Below are 20427 nucleotides of genomic sequence, written 5' to 3'. Positions count from 1 at the left end.
AGTTTTTCAGTTTAATTTTTTTGCAAAGCTTTTTGTACCTCATTTCCGCATAAATCTTTAATGGATATTCCATAGATTTTTGCCTGCTGCGGCAGGATTGAAGCCGGTGAAAATCCGGGATTGGTATTCATTTCCAACATGTACGGAATTCCGTTCATAATGATGAATTCGCTTCGGGAGAAACCGCTCATGCCTAAAGAATTATAGGCTTTTTTAGCAATTTCCTCCACTTTTTTGCGGGTTTCTTCATCAATTCTTGCCGGCGTAATTTCTTCGGAAGCGCCTTCGTATTTGGCTTCGTAATCGAAAAACTCTTTATGGGGAACAATTTCTGTAATTCCCAGAACAATGGTTTCCCCATTGAAATCTACAACGCCCACCGAAACCTCCATACCGTTCAGGAAACTTTCTATTAAAATTTCGTCGTCCTCCGCAAAGGCAAAATCTACTGCTTTAGCAAAATCTTCTTTTACTTTTACTTTAGAAATACCAAGGGAAGAACCGCTTTGATTGGGCTTTACAAACAGTGGAAGGTTCAGCTCTGCGATAATTTCATCAGCATTATATGAGTCTCCTTTTCTCAGATAAACACTTTTGGCAGAAGGGATTCCGTATTTTGAAAGCACCGCGAGGGTATCTTTTTTATTGAAAGTTAAGGCACTTTGGTAAAAACCGCAGCCGGTATATTTTTGTCCGATAGTGTCCCAATAAGCCTGCAGTTCACCATTTTCGCCCGGTTTCCCATGAATGATATTGAAACATACATCAAATTTCACTTTGTAATCACTTTCAAGGGTGACCGAAAAATCTGCTTTATTGATGGGCAGATTCTGGTCTCTGTCGTCTACGAAATACCATTCGTCTTTCAGGATTACGACTTTATATACGTTGTATAAATCACGGTCCAGGGAATCGTAAATAAGCTGTCCGCTTTTCAGGGAAACCTTGTACTCATCGGAATATCCACCCATTACTACGGCTACATTTTTCTTTTTCATGCCTTTTAATCTAATCTAGCAAATTTAAACAAAATGTTTAAAATTAGCGTGGTAGCGCCTAATTATTATCCTTAAGATCCTCAAAAATAAAACATCGTCATTTCATGAAAAATTAGTGAAACCTGACTTTTCTTTACTCCGAAAAATCCCTATTTTTGCAGCCTATGAAAAGATGGTATCTCTACCCTTTTTCCCTTGGTTATCATTTCGTAACAAGCATCAGAAACGTAATGTATGATTGGGGAATTTCTAAATCGACGAAATTTAAAACTCCGATCATCAATGTCGGAAATCTTTCTGTGGGCGGAAGCGGAAAATCTCCTATGGTAATGTATCTGGCAGAATTGCTCTCCAAAAATTACAGAACCGGAGTCCTGTCCCGCGGTTACGGAAGACTGACCAAAGGCTACGGCATTACCAATTACGACAGCAATTATAAAACAGTGGGAGACGAGGCGATGCAGTTGTTCGAACGTTTCAAAAACCGTTTTGTCATAGGGGTTTCGGAAGAAAGGGTGCCCGGTGCTAAAAAGATGATTGACGATATGGATCTAGATGTTCTGATTCTGGATGACGCATACCAGCACCGTAAAATAAAAGCGGGATTCAACATTCTGATGACCGATTATAACGATCCATATTTTAAAGATTTTGTACTTCCTGCAGGCGACTTACGCGAAAGCCGAAGTGGTGCAGCTCGCGCACAGATCATCATGGTCTCTAAATGTCCGGAGGATTTAACGGAAGAGAACAAGCAGTATTATATTTCGAGAATCAAACCGCAGCATTACCAGAAAGTATTTTTTTCGAGCATTGGCTACGACGAGAATGTTTACAGCAGAGATAAAATGCTGCCCGATAATAATCTGAGTTATTACGACATCCTGCTGATTACAGGAATTGCCAATCCAAAGCCTTTAATCAACCACCTGGCGAAATTCTCTCAACGGGTGAAACATCTCAAATTCAAAGACCATCATAATTTCACCGATCAGGACATTAAAAACATTGTCGCAGAATACAAAAAACTTGGCGAATATAAAATCATCCTTACCACCGAGAAAGATTACGTAAGGCTGAAAACTTTTGATTATCTGCGTGATCTGGTTTATTACTGGCCAATCAACGTAAATATCGATAAAAGAGAAGACTTCAATAACACCGTACTCAGCTATGTGGAGAAAAACCGGTAAAATTTATCACTTTTAATTATTCAGCTTATTCAAGTCAGGAAATTGATTAGGGATTTAAGATTCTGCAGATACAAAAAACTAAACCCCAAAAACTGAGGAATTTGAATTTAATCTGAAATCAGTACCTGAAGCCCAAACATAACTAAAAACTTCAACCGATGATTCAGCGACAGAATTTGCAAAAGTTCAACCGTCGGATCATCAGTTTTTTTTTTATGCTCTTTTCCGAAAAGCAAATTTCTTAATTTTGCTTCATGCTACCCCAACGCAAAATCATTCATGTCGATATGGACGCGTTCTACGCCTCCGTAGAACAGCACGACAATCCGGAGCTCCGCGGAAAACCCATTGCGGTGGGTGGCGGCCAGTATGGCGTGGTGGCAGCTGCAAGTTATGAAGCCCGGAAATTCGGAGTCCGTTCTGCAATGCCGGGGAGAATGGCGCTCGAGAAATGTCCGCAACTTATCGTCGTAAAGCCAAGATTTCAGCGGTACAAAGAAATTTCGCAGCAAATCCGGACCATATTTTATGAATACACCGATCTGGTGGAACCGCTGTCGCTGGACGAAGCGTATCTGGATGTTACTGAAAATAAAAAAGGAATAGAATCGGCCAACGACATCGCCAGAGAAATCAGACAAAGGATTTTTGAGGAAACCGGTCTCACGGCTTCGGCAGGAATTTCGGTGAATAAATTTCTGGCAAAAGTCGCTTCAGATTACAACAAACCCAACGGGCAGAAAACCATTCATCCCACCCAAATTCTGAAGTTTATGGAAGAACTTCCCATAGAGAAATTCTACGGAATCGGAAAAGTAACCGCCAACAGAATGCACGAAATGCACATCTTCAAAGGTGCAGACCTTAAGAAAAAATCTCTGGAAGAACTTATCCGCCTTTTCGGAAAATCCGGAAACTATTACTACAATGTGGTGCGCGGCATTCATAAAAGTGAGGTAAAACCGCACCGTATCCAGAAAAGTGTCGCGGTGGAAGAAACTTTTTGGGAGAATCTGCTCGATGAAGATTCGGTTTTTAAACAGCTTCAGCTCATCAGTGAAGAACTGGAAATCCGGCTAGCGAAAAAAGAGATCAAAGGAAAATCTTTAACGCTGAAAATCAAGTACAAAGATTTTACCCAATACACCCGCAGTAAAACCCAGGAAGTATATTTTGACGGTGCGACGGATTTCTTTGAAACCGCACAGAAACTCTGGGAGCTTCGCCCTTTCGACAAACCGGTACGCTTGCTCGGCCTTTCACTTTCTAACCTCAACACCCAGGAAAAAAAACAGATTTCCGTTCAGCTCAAAATCCCTTTCGAAGAATTTGAGTGAACGGAAATCTGGATATTTAAATGACTTAAATTACGAGCAGCAGCTGTCGCCGGCGCTGTCTTTAATTCCGAATTTCTCCAGAATATTCCCAAGCAAACACCAGTTGGTAAAAGCCGACTGAAAAAGGTTAATGCCTACAAATCCGGTAAGGAAAAACCAATTCTGGTGTACAAAATTCCCCAAAAGCAGGCTTACTAAAATCATGGTGCCGGCTACGGCGTGAATCGTTCTTGTTTTCATAATTGTTCTGTTTTTATTATTAAATAATCTGTTCTACTGCTACGGCAGCCAGGTGAATCCTGGACTCGAACTCCTGTTGTGTATTGAATTTACGGATGCGTTCAGTAATCTTTTCAAGCACTTCGTCATCTGCAAATACGGTAAACAATAAAGATTCGGTTTCTGCGCCTGAAGAGGCAAACCAGTTTTCGGAAGAAGATACCGAACCGTTGGACTTAAATCCGCGGACTTCGCCGTAAGAAAATGCCTGAACTCCTGAATGCAGCAAAATATCTTTTACTTTTTTCTCGAATTCCTTTACTGCAATAATATGAATGAGTTTCATTGTTTTGAAATTTAAAAGGACACGGCCGGCACAAAATCCGGCCGTGTCCTGAGATTAGTGATGAGTTATACTTAAATTATTCAGGTAAATTAAGATTTAGGTTGTGATTAAATTCTTCTTCATCAGACACATTTGCTGCATGTATTTTCTCCCATTTCTTCTTTTCGGTCATGTAATAGATCAATGGAACTACAATCAGCGTAAGCACTGTAGAAACGATCGCTCCGAACACCAGAGAGATCGCAAGCCCCTGGAAGATAGGATCAAATAGAATAATCACAGCTCCGATAACGACTGCTCCAGTTGTCAGTAAAATTGGGGTTGTACGCACCGCACCGGCTTCAATAATGGCCTGCTTCATAGGAATTCCTTCGTTCAGACGGATTTCGATAAAGTCGATGAGAAGAACAGAATTTCTTACCATAACTCCTGCCAACGCAATCATCCCGATAAATGAAGTCGCGGTAAAGAATGCGCCCAATAACCAGTGACCCAACACGATTCCCACCAAAGAAAGCGGAATTGCGGCCATCATCACCAACGGTGTTTTGAAATTCTGGAACCAGCCCACAATCAGCATATAAATAATGATAATTACTACAGCAAAAGCAACTCCCAGATCACGGAAGACTTCGAGCGTAATCTGCCATTCTCCATCCCATTTCACCGTATAGTCGCTTTCATCTTTTGGCTGCTCCATATACAGTTCGTTGATTTTATAACCGGCCGGAAGCTTAATGTTTTTAAGTTTTTCTTCCATTCCAAGAATCGCATACGCCGGACTTTCCAGTGCTCCTGCCATGTCAGCAAGAACATATACTACTCTTTTCTGGTCTTTGCGGTAGATGCTTTTTTCCAAAGGACCTCTTTCCACTTTTGCCACGTCGCTTACCGGCATCATATTTCCTGCAGCACCTTTCACTTTCAGCGCAGTGATATCCTGTATGTTTGATTTTTCACTGTTATCCAGTTTCATCACCATATTTACAGGCTGGCTGCTTTTTTCATCATAAAGTGTAGAAACCGGATATTCTCCTAAAAGATAATTCAGATTTCCAACAAGTTGCTGCGGCGCGATGCCGTTCAGCATGCTTTTTTCTTTATCAGGAATGATTTTGAATTCACCCTGTGGCGCCTCCACCATCCAGTCAACATCTACAACATCTTCTGTATTAATAAGGATTTTCTGAACCTCATCTGCGATTCTGATCTGTTCCTGATAATCCGGTCCGTACACTTCTGCAACAATGGTAGAAAGTACCGGCGGCCCTGGCGGAACCTCAACAATCTTGATGTTGGCTCCATATTTTTTCGCAATCTTTTGGATTTCCGGACGGATGGTTTTAGCAACATCATGACTCTGTTTTGAGCGTTCGCCTTTGTTAAGTAAATTAACCTGGATATCCGCAGTATTGCTCGCACCCCGCAAATCATAATGACGAACAAGTCCGTTGAAGGTAATCGGTGATGAAGCTCCAACATAATTCTGGTAATTCACCACTTCCGGAACGGTTCTCAGATACTGTGAAACCTCTTTGGCCACCACTGATGTTTTCTCAAGCGTAGTCCCTTCAGGCATATCAATCACCACCTGGATTTCATTTTTATTGTCGAACGGAAGCATTTTTACCGCTACCCATTTGGTAAAGAAGGCGAGCATAGAAATCAGCAGCAAAACTCCGGTAATTCCCAACATTACCCATCTTCTTTTTGAACTGTCCAGGAACGGCTGCTCAATTTTTTTGTACCATTTATAGATGAAACCGGTTTCCAATCCCTGTTCTTCCTGATGTTCTTTTTCATCTTTCACTTTAAGCAGATGATAACCCAGATATGGAGTTACCGTCAATGCAACGAAAAGTGAAAGCAACATGGCAATCGACGCTCCAATCGGCATCGGCGACATATAAGGACCCATCATTCCGGATACAAAGGCCATCGGTAAAATTGCAGCGATTACCGTAAAGGTCGCCAGGATGGTTGGGTTTCCAACTTCATTAATCGCATAAATTGCAGCCTGTTTAAACGGCAGTTTCTTCATGTGGAAATGCCTGTGCATATTTTCGGCAATGATGATACTGTCATCCACTACAATTCCCACCACAAAAACAAGGGCAAAAAGCGTAATTCTATTCAGCGTGTATCCCAACATATAGTAGCTGAAAAGCGTAAGGGCAAACGTAAGCGGTACTGAAAGGAATACGACCAAACCACCACGCCAACCCATCGCCAGCATTACAAGAATGGTTACTGCAACAATCGCCACACCTAAGTGAAGCAAAAGTTCGGATACTTTATGCGAAGCCGTTTCACCATAGTTTCTGGTGACTTCCACGTGAACATCATTGGGGATTAAAGTTTTCTTTAAAGATTCCACTTTCTCCAGAAGCTGCTCCGAAATTTTCATCGCATCCGCCCCTTTCACTTTTGAAACAGAAAGCGTAACTGCAGGATATTCTGAAGGATTTTTTGTTCCTTTTTCAGTTCCTTTCCCGAAGCCCATGCTTACGTAATTGGCAGGCGAAGCAGGTCCGTCCGTCACGGTTGCGATCTGTTTCAGATACACCGGCATTGATTGCGAAGTTCCGACCACCAGATTTTCAACATCTTCCTGAGAAGTGAGGAACTGGCCGGTTTTCAGCAAATATTCAGTATCGTTGCTCACAAAACTTCCGCTCTGTGCGCTGCCGTTGTTGGCCTGAATCATCTGCATTACCGTCAGCGGATCTACAGCACTTTCAGCCATTTTTTCACGGTCGAGGATGATTTTCAGCTGTCGTGGGCGGCCTCCGATCACGTTGGTTTGAGAAACATCTTTTTCTTTTTTGATTTCGGAAGCCAGTTCTTCAGTAATCTGTCTCAACTCAAAATCATTGTATTTTTCGCTCCACAACGTGAGTCCCAACATCGGAACATCATCGATGGAACGGGTTTTCACCATGGGTTCCGAAATACCCGGAGGAAAAATATTTTTATTCTTCATGAGCTCGTCATACAGCTTCACATAAGAACGTTCGGTATCTTCACCTACATAAAACTGAACGATGATCATAGCACGGCCGTTCATCGCCATGGCATGCACATGCTCTACTCCTTTAATATTGGAGATAATTTTCTCTAAAGGTTTAACCACGCGGCTTTCCACTTCTTTGGGACTGGCGCCGGCATATCCCACCATTACATCGGCCATCGGCACAATGATCTGCGGTTCTTCTTCTCTTGGTATTAATGTAGAACTGTACACCCCGATAATCATCAATGCAATCATTAACAGAATGGTTAATTTTGAATTGATAAAAAACTCGGCTATACGTCCTGCGATTCCTTTTTCCATAATATAATCAGGTAATTAGTTAGTGTGCTGATAAGATCATTAAATGCTGATAACAAATCAGCAGATCATGCGATCATCAGATCATCACATTATTTTGTGGTTACTTTTGCACCGTTAAACAGTTTTCCGTTGGCGGAAACGATATAAGGTTCTTTGGCGGAAAGGCCTGAAAGAATTTCCACCTGATCGCCCATCACTTTCCCAGTTTTCACCCAGCGGAGAAGCGCGGTATTGCTTGAGCTTACGGTGTAGATTCCGGTGAGCTGTCCGTTTTCAACCAGTGCTGATTTCGGTACGGTTACGGATTCCTGAAAGTCCTGATTGACGCTTCCGCTTCTTTTGAACGGAAACTGCACATTCACATACATTCCCGGCAGATATTCCTTGCTTTGGGGAACACTGATTTTCACAACGTACTGTCCGCCGGTATTTGTTGCTGAAAGACTTACTTCCGAGACCTGACCTGCAACTTCCTTATTGGTAGATTTCATCAGAACTTTTACCGGCATACCCGGTTTGATTAAGGTGATGTGCTGCTCAGAAACCAGAACCTGTGCAAGTAAGTTCCCGGAACTTTCAATCGTAAGGATCGGCATTCCCGGATTGGCAAGATCGCCCTGACTCGCATATTTTGCGGTCACGACTCCGGAAATCGGAGCACTGATGTTGGTGTAACGATACTGTGAATTCACTTCGCTTTTCATCATTCTCGCGCCATCCAATGTAGCTTTCGCCATTTCGTAACGGGCACGCATATCATCAAGCTCTTTTTGGGAAGCACTTTGTGAGTTATACAAATTCTGGAAACGCTGATAATCCTTCGAAGCACTGTTAAAAGCCGCCTGCGCCTGTGCAATCTGGGCATTCGCCTGTCCGCCTTTCGCCTGAATATCAGTATTATTGATGCTTACAAGGGACTGACCTGCACTTACGAAATCTCCCACATCCGCTCTGAGCATTGTAATATAGCCCATCATTCTGGTCGATACATTGACGGAGTTTTTTGCCACAAGTGTCCCACTTGCATTAACGTATCCCAATGCGTCGGTTGTTCCCGTGCTGCTAAGGGTTACCTGAACCGGCTTGGTGTTGTCGGCAATTGCTGCGGGATCGGAGGAACAGCTTGCAAGAAGGGCTGAACCAAGCAGTAATGAAAGATAAATATGTTTTTTCATAAGAGATTATTTTCTGAGTTTAGTTTTTTTGAGAAATCGATGATAACGGTAACATTAAAGATTGATCTGTAAAATCTGCGATATTTTACTTCAAAAATTTATAATATTCCAAAGCAGTATTGTATTCCAGAACAGACTGATGATATTCGAGTTCTTTTTTAGACATCAGCGTTTCTGCATTCAGAACATCGGAAGCTTTCTCAAGCCCCTGCTCATATCGGTTCTTGCGGATTCGGTACGCTTCTGCAGTTTGCTCCCACGCCTGTTTGCTGAGTTTCACTTTGTGGTCGGCATCGGTTACTTGGCGGTAAGCTTTGGTGAGTTCAAGGGTGCTCTGTTTTTGGTACTGTGCAACTTCTGTTTCAGATTTCGCCATATCGGCTTTGTATTTAGCGATTTCACTTTTGGCTTTCATGCCGTCGAAAATATTCCAGGAAAGTTCAACTCCTACCAAATAACCTTTGGCATTGAACTGATAGGGTTTATTATCATAAAGTTCAAAACTTCCGAATGCGTTCAACCTGGGCAAAAATTTAGCTTCTGAAGATTTCACCAAATAATCATAGGATTCCAGGGATTTACGGAAAGCCTGAAGGTCTTTTCGCTCCTTACTCAATACAGGATCCGGTGTAAGAAGATCTTCCTGATATTCGAGGGTTTCGGAAGGTTTCATCACTTTATTTTCCGGAGATTCATCCAGCAGATAGAAAAGATAATCGGAGGCGTTCTGCACATTCGAATTTGCAAAACGGATCTGGCTGTCGATTTCTGCAACGCGCACGTTCATATCCAGTACATCAGATTTCTGAATCATTCCGTTTTTAAAATAATTGTCGATGACTTTTTTATTGGCCAGAACGGTGGCTCTTGCGCCTTCCAACACTTCCACGTTTTTATATGCCATCTGGAGCTGCATATAAGCTTTGTTCAGTTCAAATTTCAGATATTCGCGGGTGCGCTCCTGTTTCAGTTTCAGCACTTCCACCTTTACTTCACCGGCTTTCTTCATGTACACCGCATCTTTATTGTAAATGGGCTGCTGCACTTCGAGCTTGGTGGCGAAGTTGAAAATATTCTTGGGATTGTTGAGGTTGGCGGGATTAAAATCCTCCATCGTCACCCGTTCCTGATTGAGTTTGGAACCAAAGGCCATCAGCGGATTGTTGGTAGAGATCCCCGTATAGCTGGCTTTTATGTTAGGCAAATGCATCGCGCGGGACATTAGCAGATCGGCCTCAGCAGAATGTACTTCTGCAGACGCAATTTTAAGCTGAAGGTTGTTACGCTCTATTTTCTCTTCCAGATCCTGCCTGGAAACCTGCACTGTTTCCTGAGCCCAAAGGACTGTACTCGAGAACATTGCAAATGCGGCAATCAATAGTTTTCTCATGTTCCGTATAATTTTGTGCAAATGTACCTGCTATACGGAGCAGAGAACGTAACCTGAGTTACATACAAAAAAACACGGCCGACTGGCCGTGTGTACTGTTTTCTATTTTAAATTTCTTAAAAATCCTTCAGCAGCTTGATCTGGTTACGGTACAGCAGCACTTTACCGTCGTTCTCCAGTTTTTTAAGAAGGCGGCTGATCACGACGCGGGAGCTGGCCAAATCGTTGGCAATCTCTTCATGAGAAACATTAAGTACGGTTTTTCCGGTGATCTTTGATTTTTCTCTGAGATAATTGGTGAGGCGTACATCAAGACCGTTGAAAACTACCATGTCCAGCGCTCTCAGCATCTCGTAAAAGCGGTTTTGCATGGTGCGCATCACGAAACTTTTCCAGCTGGGATATTTATGCATCCAGGAGTCCATGTACTCTACCGGAATCATCCACATTTCCACATCGTCTTCTGCTACGGCCATAATTTCACTTTTGGCTTCCTGCATGCAGCAGGTGAACGACATGGCACAGCCTTGATTTGCATTCAGGTAATACATTAGGAGTTCACGCCCGTCGGGCTGCATCATGGATACTTTTAAGGTTCCCTGAAGTACAATCGGCATGAAAAGCAAACGCTGCCCAATACTGATGATTACTTCACCTTCTTTGGCTGTTTTCTTTTTACCGACGGCAAGGATCTCCTCCATCAGTTCTGGCTCGAAAAGGTCTTTAATTGATTCAGTGATTTCCATCTTACAAAATTACGGAAATAAAGTTCTTTCTCACAGCCATCATTCAAACCTTAAGTAACACAGGTTACCAATCCGGCATTTCAGATTCACTAATTTTGCACTACAGTATTTAGGACTTAATATGATGACTATGAATCAACAGAACTTCTGGAACCAGCGTTACGCCGATGAACACTATGCTTACGGAACGTTACCCAATGATTATTTAAAGGAAAAATCTGCGGATCTACGTCCCGGAAAAATTCTGCTTCCTGCGGAAGGCGAAGGCCGGAATGCCGTATTTATGGCAAAATTAGGTTGGGAAGTCGAAGCCTTTGACCAAAGTACAGCGGGGAAAAACAAGGCGCTTCTTCTTGCAGAACATAGTGATGTTAAGATCAGTTATACCATTTCAGATGTTGAAAACATACGATATCCCGAAAACAGTTTTGATGCTTTGGCGCTCATCTTTGCGCACTTTCCGGGAGAAGACAGAAGAATTGAGCACCGGAAGCTGAGCAGATTTCTGAAACCCGGTGGACATCTTGTTATCGAAGGGTTTTCAAAGAAACAAGCCACTTTTCAGCAACTCAACCCAAAATCAGGCGATCCGCGCGACGTTGGGATGCTGTATGACCTCGAAGAACTGAAAAAAGATTTCAATGATTTTGAATTCATCGAAGCAACAGAAGAGAAAGTAGTTCTTGCTGAAGGAGAATTTCATCAGGGTGAAGCCTCGGTGATCCGGATTTTCGCCGTTAAAAAATAAGGTATCCGTTTTGATGCCTTAACAAAAACACGTAACAACAATTTAAAATTAAAATATATGTTCTTTAAACACATTTATGATACAAGTTTAGCACAGGGCAGCTATTTAATCGGCTGTCAGGCAAAAGGTGAAGCGATTGTAATCGACGCGAAGCGTGATGTGGATACCTATCTGGAGATCGCTAAAGAAAATAACCTTACCATTACCCATATTACCGAAACGCATATTCACGCCGATTTCCTTTCGGGTTCCCACGAACTGGCAGAAATTACCGGAGCACAACTGTATCTTTCCGATGAGGGCGGCGCGGACTGGCAATACGAATTTCCCCATGAAAGTTTGAAACACGGCGATAAAATTAAAGTCGGAAACCTGACCTTGGAAGTTATCCATACACCCGGTCACACGCCGGAAAGCATCAGTTTCCTGCTCACCGACCATCCTGCAACAGATGAACCCGTGATGATTTTCACAGGAGACTTTGTTTTTGTAGGCGATATCGGGCGTCCCGACCTGCTCGAAAAGGCAGCCGGAATTACCGGAACTCAGGAAAAAGGAGCTCACGAAATGTACCGTTCTGTACAGGATTTTTCAAAACTGCCGCCTCATATTCAGGTATGGCCGGGACATGGTGCCGGTTCAGCCTGTGGTAAAGCTTTGGGCTCCGTTCCAAGTTCCACCGTAGGGTACGAGAAAATCAGAAACTGGGCATTCCAATTCGAAAGTGATAAAGAAGGTTTTGTGCAATACCTGCTGGAAGGTCAGCCGGAACCACCGAAATATTTTGCCATGATGAAAAAGCTCAACAAAGTGGAACGCCTTTTACTGACCGAGGTTCCCAAACATCCGAAACTTTCCGAAACAGAGTTTCTCCAAAAATATAATGAAGGGATAAAAGTAATCGATACCCGCAATAAAGTGGAGTTCGCCAAAGGATTTATTCCCGGAAGCATCAACATCCAGAACAACAAAACGCTGAGTACTTGGGCGGGCTGGTTGCTGAATTATGATGAAGATTTCGTGATCGTAGCTCCCGAAGAAGAAATGGATGAAATTACCAGAAAACTCATGCGCATCGGTCTCGACCGGATTGCCGGATTTATTTCCGAAGTCAATTTATCGGGGATTAAACTCGAGCAAGCCGACGTTATCAATATCGAGGAATTTAAAACCTATCTTGGCAAGGAAGAGGTGCAGATCGTCGATGTAAGAGGGAAAACCGAATATGAAGATGGACATATTGAAGGCGCGGAAAATGTTTTTGTAGGAACGCTTCCTCAAAACCTTGATAAAATAAGCAAAGACAAGCAGGTGATCATTCACTGCCAGAGCGGCGACCGTTCGGCAATTGCATATTCGCTCTTAAAGAAATACGGATTTAATCACGTAAAAAACTATTCCGGTGGGATGAAGGAATGGCGCGAAAAAGGAAATCCCGTAACATCTTAAAAACCAAAATGATTCAGAATATCACAAAAAACTGGAATATCTTCCGAATTCTCCGTCTCGCACTCGGCCTTTTCCTGATGACAGAAGCCATCAGAACCGGCGTATGGTTCATGACGATATTTGCCGCGGCAATCATGGCCCTGCTGAACATCGGCTGCTGTGCCGGCGGGAACTGTTCGGTTCCGGACCGTAAATCATCCGGCTCAGATACGGATGAAGTACAATTCGAAGAAGTAAAATCAAAATAAAGTAAAAGACATGTCAAAATTTCACGAACTTATCAGTCAGGACAAACCTGTTTTGGTAGACTTTTTTGCAGAATGGTGCGGCCCGTGCAAAATGCAGGCTCCCATTCTGGAAGACCTTAAAAAACGGGTGAACGACCAGGCGACCATCATTAAAATCGATGTCGATAAAAACCAGGGCGTTGCAGCAAAATACGGAATCAGAAGTGTTCCTACGCTGATGATCTTCAAAAACGGCGAAATAAAATGGAAACAGTCCGGTGTATTTCCTGCCGAAGAACTCGAACGTTTAATCAAAGAAAATATTTAAAGATGTACAAAAACATCATCATCGCTCTTTTCGCTCTGGTCATGATCAGCTGCAGCAAAGCCCAGAACACCGCAAGCACAACATCACTTTCTGCGACCGAGTTTTCAGAAAAACTAAAAAAAACTCCTAATGCCCAAGTGGTGGATGTAAGAACCCTTAACGAATATAAAAAAGGGCATATTCAGAATGCGGTAAACATCGACTGGAATGCTGACGATTTCGCAGAGAAAGCCGCCACCCTCGATCCGGCAAAACCTGTTTTCGTCTACTGCCTCAGTGGACCTCGAAGTGCTGCGGCAGCTGAAAAACTTAGAGAAATGGGTTACACAGAAATCTATGAGATGAACAGAGGAATGATGGAATGGCGCAGCAAAAATCTGCCAGAATTGAAATCCGCAGCTGCTACTGAAGGCATGAGCCTGCAGCAGTATAATGAGGAGCTGAAAAGCGACCGCCTCGTTCTTGTCGATTTTTATGCAGACTGGTGCGCGCCGTGTAAAAAGATGGAACCTTACCTCAGCAAAATCGCTGCAGAAATGCCCGAAAAAGTAAAAATTGTAAGAGTGAATGCCGACGACAATACGGAACTGTGCAAAGCGATGAACGTTTCTGCGCTGCCGGTTCTTAAATTATATAAAAACAACGAAATCATTTGGGAGAGCCTGGGCTTTGTAGAAGAAGCCGAAGTGCGAAAACAGCTCCTGAAATAACATATCAACACTACTTTAAAATGGAGAAAATTAAAATATGGTTCAGGAAAAACTGGAGTACTGCAATTCTTTTTGCCTTCTTCGTCCTGCTGCTGCTAAGTCCCGACGCGAAAGCCTGGTTCATGCGCCAGATTATTTCTACAGGAATTATGAATTCCAGCGTGGAAAAGAAAACTGAAAAGGAGACCGAAGCCGGCGATACTAACACCATTACTGAAAATTTCACCGTAGCAGACCAGTCCGGTAACACCATCAGTACTGCAGACCTGAAAGGAAAAGTCGTGTTCATGAATTTCTGGGCCTCATGGTGCCCGCCCTGTCGGGCTGAATTTCCTTCGATCCAGAAGTTTTACGATAAATACAAAAACAATCCGGGCGTCGTTTTCCTTACCGTGAATCTGGATGACCAGGTTTCATTGGGTGAAAACTACCTTAAAAAGGAAAATTACACCCTTCCGCTCCTCGTTCCGGCAGGGAACATTCCTACGGCTTATTTCAACGGGTCACTTCCGACAACAGTCGTACTCGACAAAACCGGAAAAATCCGCCTTCACCACGCCGGGATGGCGGATTACAGCAAAGCTTCTTTTTTTGAAGAGATTGATGGGCTTTTAAATGAATAATAATCCAAAAATCGGTCTCTTATAAATTAATCTGATTGACATATTTTAATATTTTAACAAAAAAACACAACCATGAACAAGGTAACCATTTTTGCAGTTGGAGCTTTTATAGTCACGGCTTTAAGCTGCCAGAAAGAGCAGACCAACGTCACTGAAAACACAACAACTGAAATACCGGCGGGGAAAAGTGAAGCGATTCCGGACGGGGAAATTCTGAAAAATTATGCAGCAGAAGCCCAGCAGCTCCTCGGCTCGCAGCTGAAACAGAAGATTGCGGAAGGCGGACCCGAAAATGCCCTGCAATTCTGCAACATCAACGCGATACCGCTGACTGACAGTATTTCTAAAAAATATAGCGTCAGCATTAAAAGAGTGTCGGATAAATACCGGAATCCCGACAATGCCGCAAATCCAGCTGAACTTGCGGTTATTACCACGTACAAAGCCATGCTTGCCGCGGGTAAAATGCCTGAAGGCCTGCTAAAAGACAATCATTATTATGCCCCGATCGTCACGAACGCCATGTGTCTTCAATGCCACGGAACACCCGGAAAAGAGCTGGCGGAGAAGACCCATCTGAAAATTAAATCCCTTTACCCACAAGACAAAGCCACCGGTTATGGCGTGGATGAACTGAGAGGAATTTTCAGCATCGCGATAAATCCGTAACCTCATCCAAAACGACTGACTATGAAGTAAACGGCGCAGGATTTCGTTGGGCTGCAGTTTATACTTTTCGCCGGGTATGTGTAGGAATGGCTGCAGCGGGTAAAAATGCCGGCTGCACTTACCGTTACGGGATGGTTTTCGGCTATGGTAGTTGCTATCGCCGCTGCTGCTCTTCTGTCTGAAATCCACTTACGTGGAAAAGCAGCTCATGAAGAAATATCCCACCTATGCGGACTACCGCAGGAGGACCGGAAGATTTTTCCCAAAATTATTTTAAGTTCAATCGCTGATTTTTTAGGCAGAACATTCCTTAGAATCTGATAAGGAATGCGATATGAATCCGGCGGCGTACCCGTCATCGGCAGACCGTTCTGCTGCCATTTCACCAGACCGCCCATCACGGATGATACGTCCGCAAAACCCCTTTCAGCAAGAAACTGAACCGCTGTTCTGCTGCGCAGGCCGTTGTTACAGATGAGTAATGTTTTCCTGCTTTTATCCAAAGTCGGAAGTTCCTCATCGAATTCACTGAAAGGGATATTCTTCAGATTTGGAAAAACTCCGCGATAGGTATTGAATTCAAACCGCTCGCGGATATCGAGGAGCAGAAAATCTTCTCCTAAAGAAGCAAGGTGGGAGGGACAGATGGTATTCATTTCTTTTTTTACAAAGTTCGCTTAAATCCCTGAGGTTTCCTGTTACCTGGGTTACATAAAGGAAAATAAAAGACTGCCTGAGTTTTATTTTTTGTTTTGAAGTTTGGCAACCAGCTTCAGCAGGGCATCCCGGTTTTTGGCCTCGTGGTAAAAGCGCGGCAGTTTTTCAAGAAGGGTAAAGTGAGTACGGTCTTTGTGTTCGCGCAACGTGGCAGAAATATAAGCTTCCAGATAATCCAGATGTTCGCGGTTAAATGCGACGAACTCTTCACTTTTGAAGGGTGCCGTGTACCACAGTTCCGCGTCGAAATATGCATTTGCTGCCACCTTCAGATGTCCACGCATGCCCAGCACTTCTATCGCTGTACCGGTGATTTTCGAATAGCCACAGTGCAGACAGTTGATTCGGGCCTCTTTCTTTTCGTGGTCTGCAGTGACCGTTGCCTTTTTGCCGCAACCCGGACATACCACATCGACGTGATCCTGGAAATGGCTGAGGCGGTGGTTCTGGTCCTGGAAACGTTGGGTCATGGGAAATAGTTTGCCTGTAAATTTATTAATGTTTTTTGAAATTGAAATTAAGCCAACTGCGCTATGATATGACGCTCAATCAAGGGCTGCGCATGCGTATCTTTCCGGGGAGTGCTTGGTTCTTTTTACCAAAGTATTCGATGGCTATGGGATTTCTTACTGATGCCTTATATCTTAGGGAGACTTTCCTTACCCTTTAAGGAGACCAACCTTTGGTACAGTGCAACTACGGCTCAACCTCCGGGATGTGTTTTCAGTAAAGCGTTACAGGAGTTTTAAATGGTGATATTCTAGCGTTTTTACAGACTTCAGTTGATCTTATTGAAAACCAAGGCCGTTGTACAGTAACTGAGTTTTAAAGGTAAGGAAAAATGTGGAAAAAGAAGTTAGTGGAATTAATAAAAACTCCACCTCTTCGGGTACAGCAGGCATAGTGTGAAGATTCTATTAATTCGCGTATTTCATGAGAATTCTTCTGTACTCCCCGGCAATTTCGTTACGAAAACTTTCCGGGGAAATCACAGTGACCCTTTCGCCGTAAGAGAGTATTTCCTGTTTGAAATCGTAGGTCGGACAGAGTTTCAGCCGGATGCGGAGTTCGTTTTCATCATCTGTTACAATCTCCTGAGAATGATGCAGCGGCAGGGATTTGATATACTGACCCTGATGGGCATCGAAACTTAATATGATATCTTCCGGCGCATGACCGTTGCCGGAAATAATGCCGAAAAGATTACTGTATTCTTCTGCCACACTATATTTCTTACGCTTAAAGGTCGTGTTTTTGATTTCCAGTTCGGTCATCCTGTCAAGACCGTAAGCTTTTATTTTTAGCTCATGATCAGCTGAAGTCGTAGCCTCTCTGCTGAATTCCTTTGCCAGGAGATACCAGCGGTAACGAAACTCTTTAAGTGCGTAAGGCTCGAGCACAACGGTCTTTTGGTACTCCATGGAAACTGACAACCTCAGAATTTTCAATCATCTTTTGAGTGATGCTCCCGTATTACTTTGTCAAAGTTCTTTACATGCGCATCAACCTTTAACAAAGTTTATTTTGAGAATGGATGGAGGTTCTTATTCGAACTTTGTCAAAGTAATAGTCATGCTGTTTAAAACTTTGACAAAGTAATGAAGATTTTCTTCGGGAGTTGTTGCGGAGTTGTTGCCGCAAGCTTGCCAAAAGAAGGGTGTTTTGGCAACAGTTCCGCAAGGAGTCCCGAACAAGTCTGCAACAAAACCCCTCAATCCTGAAAAAAGAAACCGGCTGAACAGTTATCAGCCGGTTTTGTAAAATCAAAAAATGTACTGACTTACCCAAAGCCAAAGCGTGATGAAAGCGGAGCAACACTCTTCCCAATCACTCCGCTTTTCCGTGATTATTATTTCTTAATCACTTTGCCTGAAGCCATCACATTTCCGGAAGTATTTTTCACTTGATAAAGGTAAACGCCGGGTTTGAGTGCTGCCGGGTTCAGCACATTGGTTCCTTTCACCAAAGCGTGGCTGCCCACCATTTTGCCTGTCATATCGTAGAAATGTACGGTGGCTTTATCCTGTGAAGTAACGGTAAGTATCTCCCTGAACGGATTTGGATATACGGAGATGTTCTTTTTCAGCGGATCTGCAGTTGCGAGCGCACCAAGATTCATCACCGCGAAAGGAGAAAAACTGGTGATTCCTGTTCCGGTGATGGTGTAAGGATTGCTGCCGCTCACCGCACCGGAGTTTTCGGCCGTCCAGACACCGTTTACATAATGTCCGACGGTGGCATTGTTCGGGTTAAAGGTTCCGTTCTGTTGGGAAGCATTCCAGCCTAAGGAAATGGTGGCATTGCTTCCGCCTGGCGTACCTTCCGAGATGTCCCAGGTTGCATTCACCGCACCGCCTGGCGCGTTCGCAATTCCTTCAGAGACTTTCACTGAAAAAGTATCAGAAGTTCCGGAGTTCGCCAGCGTAAGGGGATTGTAATTGTTCGCTGTTCCAACCGGAAGGTTTACCGTTCCTCGACCGGCATTTACATTTTCAACATTCACGGTGCCGGTACCGTTAGTGACTATGTAATTATTGGTGTTACCGCCGGTGATGGCGGAAGATGTTCCCTTGAGATTCACAGCATTGTTATTCAGCGTAATTCTTGAATTTAAATCTAAGTCCCCTGCAAGGTTTAAACTGCCGGAAACAATATGAAGTGGCGCATTGAGCGCAAGATTTCTTGCTGATGCTGCAGATGAAATTTCAACATCCGAACCAGCAGGAACCAGAGTGTCTTCAGAAGAAAGCGGCACCACCCCAGTATTCCAGTTGCCGGGAGCGTTCCACGAATTGCCGGCTGACCTGTTGAAGGTATAGTCACCCTGAAACTGGTACAGTTTCATCGCATTTCCCAGTCCTGCAAAAAAATACAGATTCCCGTTTAATTCATGAAAGCCAAAAGGATTGGAGCCGATGTTATTAGTTCCCTGCATCAGCGTAATGATATCAAAGGTTTTTACGGTCTGAACGCCGTCGGTGCGGTGCGGTTCCGCGAAATCATTATTTCCGGACATATTGGCGGTTCCACCAGCATACCAGGCTGTACCTTTGTAATCGACGAGATTTCCTGCATTATAGGCACCTGTAGAAACAATTGAGTAACCGTTTTCCTGATAATTGGTCCGGAAGATGGTTTTCTGGCTCATATTAAAACAGTAAAAATTCTGATTGGTTTTGGAAAACATGGAGCCCGAGCTCGTTCCCGCATCTATGGCGTCAGCAGGCGAAATCTGCACGGTGCCGCCGAGCGTCCCATCGGTACGGTATAGCGTATGCCGGGTGTTGTCGGAAGCGTTATGCAAAGTTGAAAATAAGAGATAATCATCCGTTGATGTGAGATTAAAAGTTGTGAGACTGTACACATTATTGGTAAGCGGGGATGTATTGGTAAAAATTTTTGTTCCGGAAGGCGTACCGTCGGAGGACCATAACTCTACCCCATTGGTTTCATCAAAACCCATAAAATAGAGTTTGTTTTTAAACGCCGCCATGCGCATAGTAGCTACAATAAAAATATTCGGAACATCAATCAGTTCTACGCTTCCCGTATTGCCGCTGATTTTCCACAATTTAAAATCGGAAGCAAAATAAACGTCATTATTCAGTCTTGTCAGTGCATTACCGGATTTATCAGCAATCATTGAGGTACCAGCAGCAGTGCCGTCCGTTTTCCATATTTTTCTGCCATTACTACCTGTATATCCGTAAAAGTACATTTCATTACCACTGAGGGAGCGGTTTACTGCTTCATATTGGTCAGTGGTGATGGATATGCCTTCAGTAGTCGCTCCCCGTTCATCGAACCGTTTCAGCAATACAGTTCCTGCGTCTGTACCATCCGACTTCCACAGTTCATCATACTGAACATAGGGACTCCAACTTTTATATACATAGACGTGAATATAAAAGTGATCCTTTGCAGGAATTATGGCCTTTATTGCAGCACTTAGAACACCGGAATGCCCTAAATTTTTAATCACCTTTGTTCCCGCGTCGGTTCCGTCGGTTACTGCTATAGCGACACTGGGCGATACTGTTACCCCGTAGTAGTGCTTGCCGTTCCAGCGGTTGTTTTGCCATATAAAGTGCTCGTTATCGGTAGGTCTTAAACCCGTTGCAGATACGTCTTTCACAACTGTAAGCTGGGCGCTGCCTGTAATGCCCAGCATCATTAAACTGAAAAGTAGAATTTTTTTCATGTCTGAATATTTTAAAA

Annotated in this window: 20 protein-coding genes; 9 read left to right on the top strand and 11 right to left on the bottom strand. The window is 43.5% G+C overall.

The annotated features are described in order from the left end of the window. Positions 1-11: 11 nt before the first annotated feature. The gene (locus CDW55_RS10640; protein ID WP_088469748.1) at positions 12-998 is read right to left on the bottom strand and encodes a D-alanine--D-alanine ligase; all 987 of its coding nucleotides are present in this window, start codon (positions 996-998) and stop codon (positions 12-14) included. A 164-nt stretch (positions 999-1162) separates the two neighbouring features. Here CDW55_RS10640 and lpxK point away from each other — a divergent pair, with 164 nt between their 5' ends. Further along, positions 1163-2191 (top strand): tetraacyldisaccharide 4'-kinase, encoded by a 1029-nt coding sequence (gene lpxK / locus CDW55_RS10635; protein WP_088469747.1) that lies wholly within the window; start codon positions 1163-1165, stop codon positions 2189-2191. 254 nt (positions 2192-2445) lie between these two features. Further along, positions 2446-3528, top strand: a complete 1083-nt coding sequence (gene dinB / locus CDW55_RS10630; RefSeq protein ID WP_088469746.1) for a DNA polymerase IV — start codon at positions 2446-2448, stop codon at positions 3526-3528. Positions 3529-3558: 30 nt separating this feature from the next. Here dinB and CDW55_RS10625 read toward each other — a convergent pair whose 3' ends face one another. The 6 genes from CDW55_RS10625 to CDW55_RS10600 form a co-directional block, all read right to left on the bottom strand. Next, complete coding sequence (locus CDW55_RS10625) at positions 3559-3768, bottom strand: DUF2892 domain-containing protein (protein WP_088469745.1); 210 nt, start codon at positions 3766-3768, stop codon at positions 3559-3561. A gap of 19 nt (positions 3769-3787) precedes the next feature. Continuing rightward, complete coding sequence (locus CDW55_RS10620) at positions 3788-4093, bottom strand: P-II family nitrogen regulator (RefSeq protein WP_088469744.1); 306 nt, start codon at positions 4091-4093, stop codon at positions 3788-3790. 76 nt (positions 4094-4169) lie between these two features. Next, complete coding sequence (locus CDW55_RS10615) at positions 4170-7427, bottom strand: efflux RND transporter permease subunit (RefSeq protein ID WP_088469743.1); 3258 nt, start codon at positions 7425-7427, stop codon at positions 4170-4172. Positions 7428-7516: 89 nt separating this feature from the next. Next, positions 7517-8602: an efflux RND transporter periplasmic adaptor subunit gene (locus tag CDW55_RS10610; RefSeq protein ID WP_088469742.1), complete on the bottom strand. Its 1086-nt coding sequence runs from the start codon at positions 8600-8602 to the stop codon at positions 7517-7519. 85 nt (positions 8603-8687) lie between these two features. Further along, the gene (locus CDW55_RS10605; RefSeq protein WP_088469741.1) at positions 8688-9992 is read right to left on the bottom strand and encodes a TolC family protein; all 1305 of its coding nucleotides are present in this window, start codon (positions 9990-9992) and stop codon (positions 8688-8690) included. A 116-nt stretch (positions 9993-10108) separates the two neighbouring features. Next, complete coding sequence (locus CDW55_RS10600) at positions 10109-10738, bottom strand: Crp/Fnr family transcriptional regulator (protein WP_088469740.1); 630 nt, start codon at positions 10736-10738, stop codon at positions 10109-10111. Positions 10739-10868: 130 nt separating this feature from the next. On the opposite strand from CDW55_RS10600, the gene CDW55_RS10595 reads away from it, so the two are divergent. The 7 genes from CDW55_RS10595 (at position 10869) to CDW55_RS10565 (ending at position 15492) form a co-directional block, all read left to right on the top strand. Further along, on the top strand, positions 10869-11486 hold the full coding sequence (locus tag CDW55_RS10595; protein ID WP_088469739.1) for a class I SAM-dependent methyltransferase: 618 nt from the start codon (positions 10869-10871) through the stop codon (positions 11484-11486). 57 nt (positions 11487-11543) lie between these two features. Then, complete coding sequence (locus CDW55_RS10590) at positions 11544-12935, top strand: MBL fold metallo-hydrolase (protein WP_088469738.1); 1392 nt, start codon at positions 11544-11546, stop codon at positions 12933-12935. 8 nt (positions 12936-12943) lie between these two features. Further along, on the top strand, positions 12944-13183 hold the full coding sequence (locus tag CDW55_RS10585; RefSeq protein WP_143756230.1) for a hypothetical protein: 240 nt from the start codon (positions 12944-12946) through the stop codon (positions 13181-13183). Positions 13184-13193: 10 nt separating this feature from the next. Beyond that, positions 13194-13490 (top strand): thioredoxin, encoded by a 297-nt coding sequence (gene trxA, locus CDW55_RS10580; protein ID WP_088469736.1) that lies wholly within the window; start codon positions 13194-13196, stop codon positions 13488-13490. 2 nt (positions 13491-13492) lie between these two features. Continuing rightward, positions 13493-14200 (top strand): thioredoxin domain-containing protein, encoded by a 708-nt coding sequence (locus tag CDW55_RS10575; protein WP_088469735.1) that lies wholly within the window; start codon positions 13493-13495, stop codon positions 14198-14200. A gap of 20 nt (positions 14201-14220) precedes the next feature. Next, positions 14221-14823 carry a TlpA family protein disulfide reductase gene (locus CDW55_RS10570; RefSeq protein ID WP_088469734.1) on the top strand — a complete coding sequence of 201 codons (603 nt, stop codon included), beginning with the start codon at positions 14221-14223 and terminating at the stop codon, positions 14821-14823. A 72-nt stretch (positions 14824-14895) separates the two neighbouring features. Next, positions 14896-15492 (top strand): DUF3365 domain-containing protein, encoded by a 597-nt coding sequence (locus tag CDW55_RS10565; protein WP_088469733.1) that lies wholly within the window; start codon positions 14896-14898, stop codon positions 15490-15492. 206 nt (positions 15493-15698) lie between these two features. Here CDW55_RS10565 and CDW55_RS10560 read toward each other — a convergent pair whose 3' ends face one another. The 4 genes from CDW55_RS10560 to CDW55_RS10545 all read right to left on the bottom strand — a co-directional run bounded on the left by CDW55_RS10560 (position 15699) and on the right by CDW55_RS10545 (position 20410). Continuing rightward, positions 15699-16148, bottom strand: coding sequence for a rhodanese-like domain-containing protein (locus CDW55_RS10560; protein WP_088469732.1), 450 nt, complete (start codon positions 16146-16148; stop codon positions 15699-15701). 84 nt (positions 16149-16232) lie between these two features. After that, positions 16233-16679 carry a hypothetical protein gene (locus tag CDW55_RS10555; protein WP_088469731.1) on the bottom strand — a complete coding sequence of 149 codons (447 nt, stop codon included), beginning with the start codon at positions 16677-16679 and terminating at the stop codon, positions 16233-16235. 447 nt (positions 16680-17126) lie between these two features. After that, the gene (locus CDW55_RS10550) at positions 17127-17642 is read right to left on the bottom strand and encodes a WYL domain-containing protein (RefSeq protein WP_143756229.1); all 516 of its coding nucleotides are present in this window, start codon (positions 17640-17642) and stop codon (positions 17127-17129) included. 416 nt (positions 17643-18058) lie between these two features. Beyond that, positions 18059-20410: a T9SS type A sorting domain-containing protein gene (locus tag CDW55_RS10545; protein ID WP_088469729.1), complete on the bottom strand. Its 2352-nt coding sequence runs from the start codon at positions 20408-20410 to the stop codon at positions 18059-18061. Between the last annotated feature and the right edge of the window lie 17 nt (positions 20411-20427).

Source organism: Chryseobacterium sp. VAUSW3 (assembly GCF_002205795.1).
In the GTDB taxonomy this organism is placed as follows: domain Bacteria; phylum Bacteroidota; class Bacteroidia; order Flavobacteriales; family Weeksellaceae; genus Kaistella; species Kaistella yananensis.
Note: the sequence above shows the minus strand (reverse complement) of the source record. Positions and strands in the feature narration are given on the sequence as shown.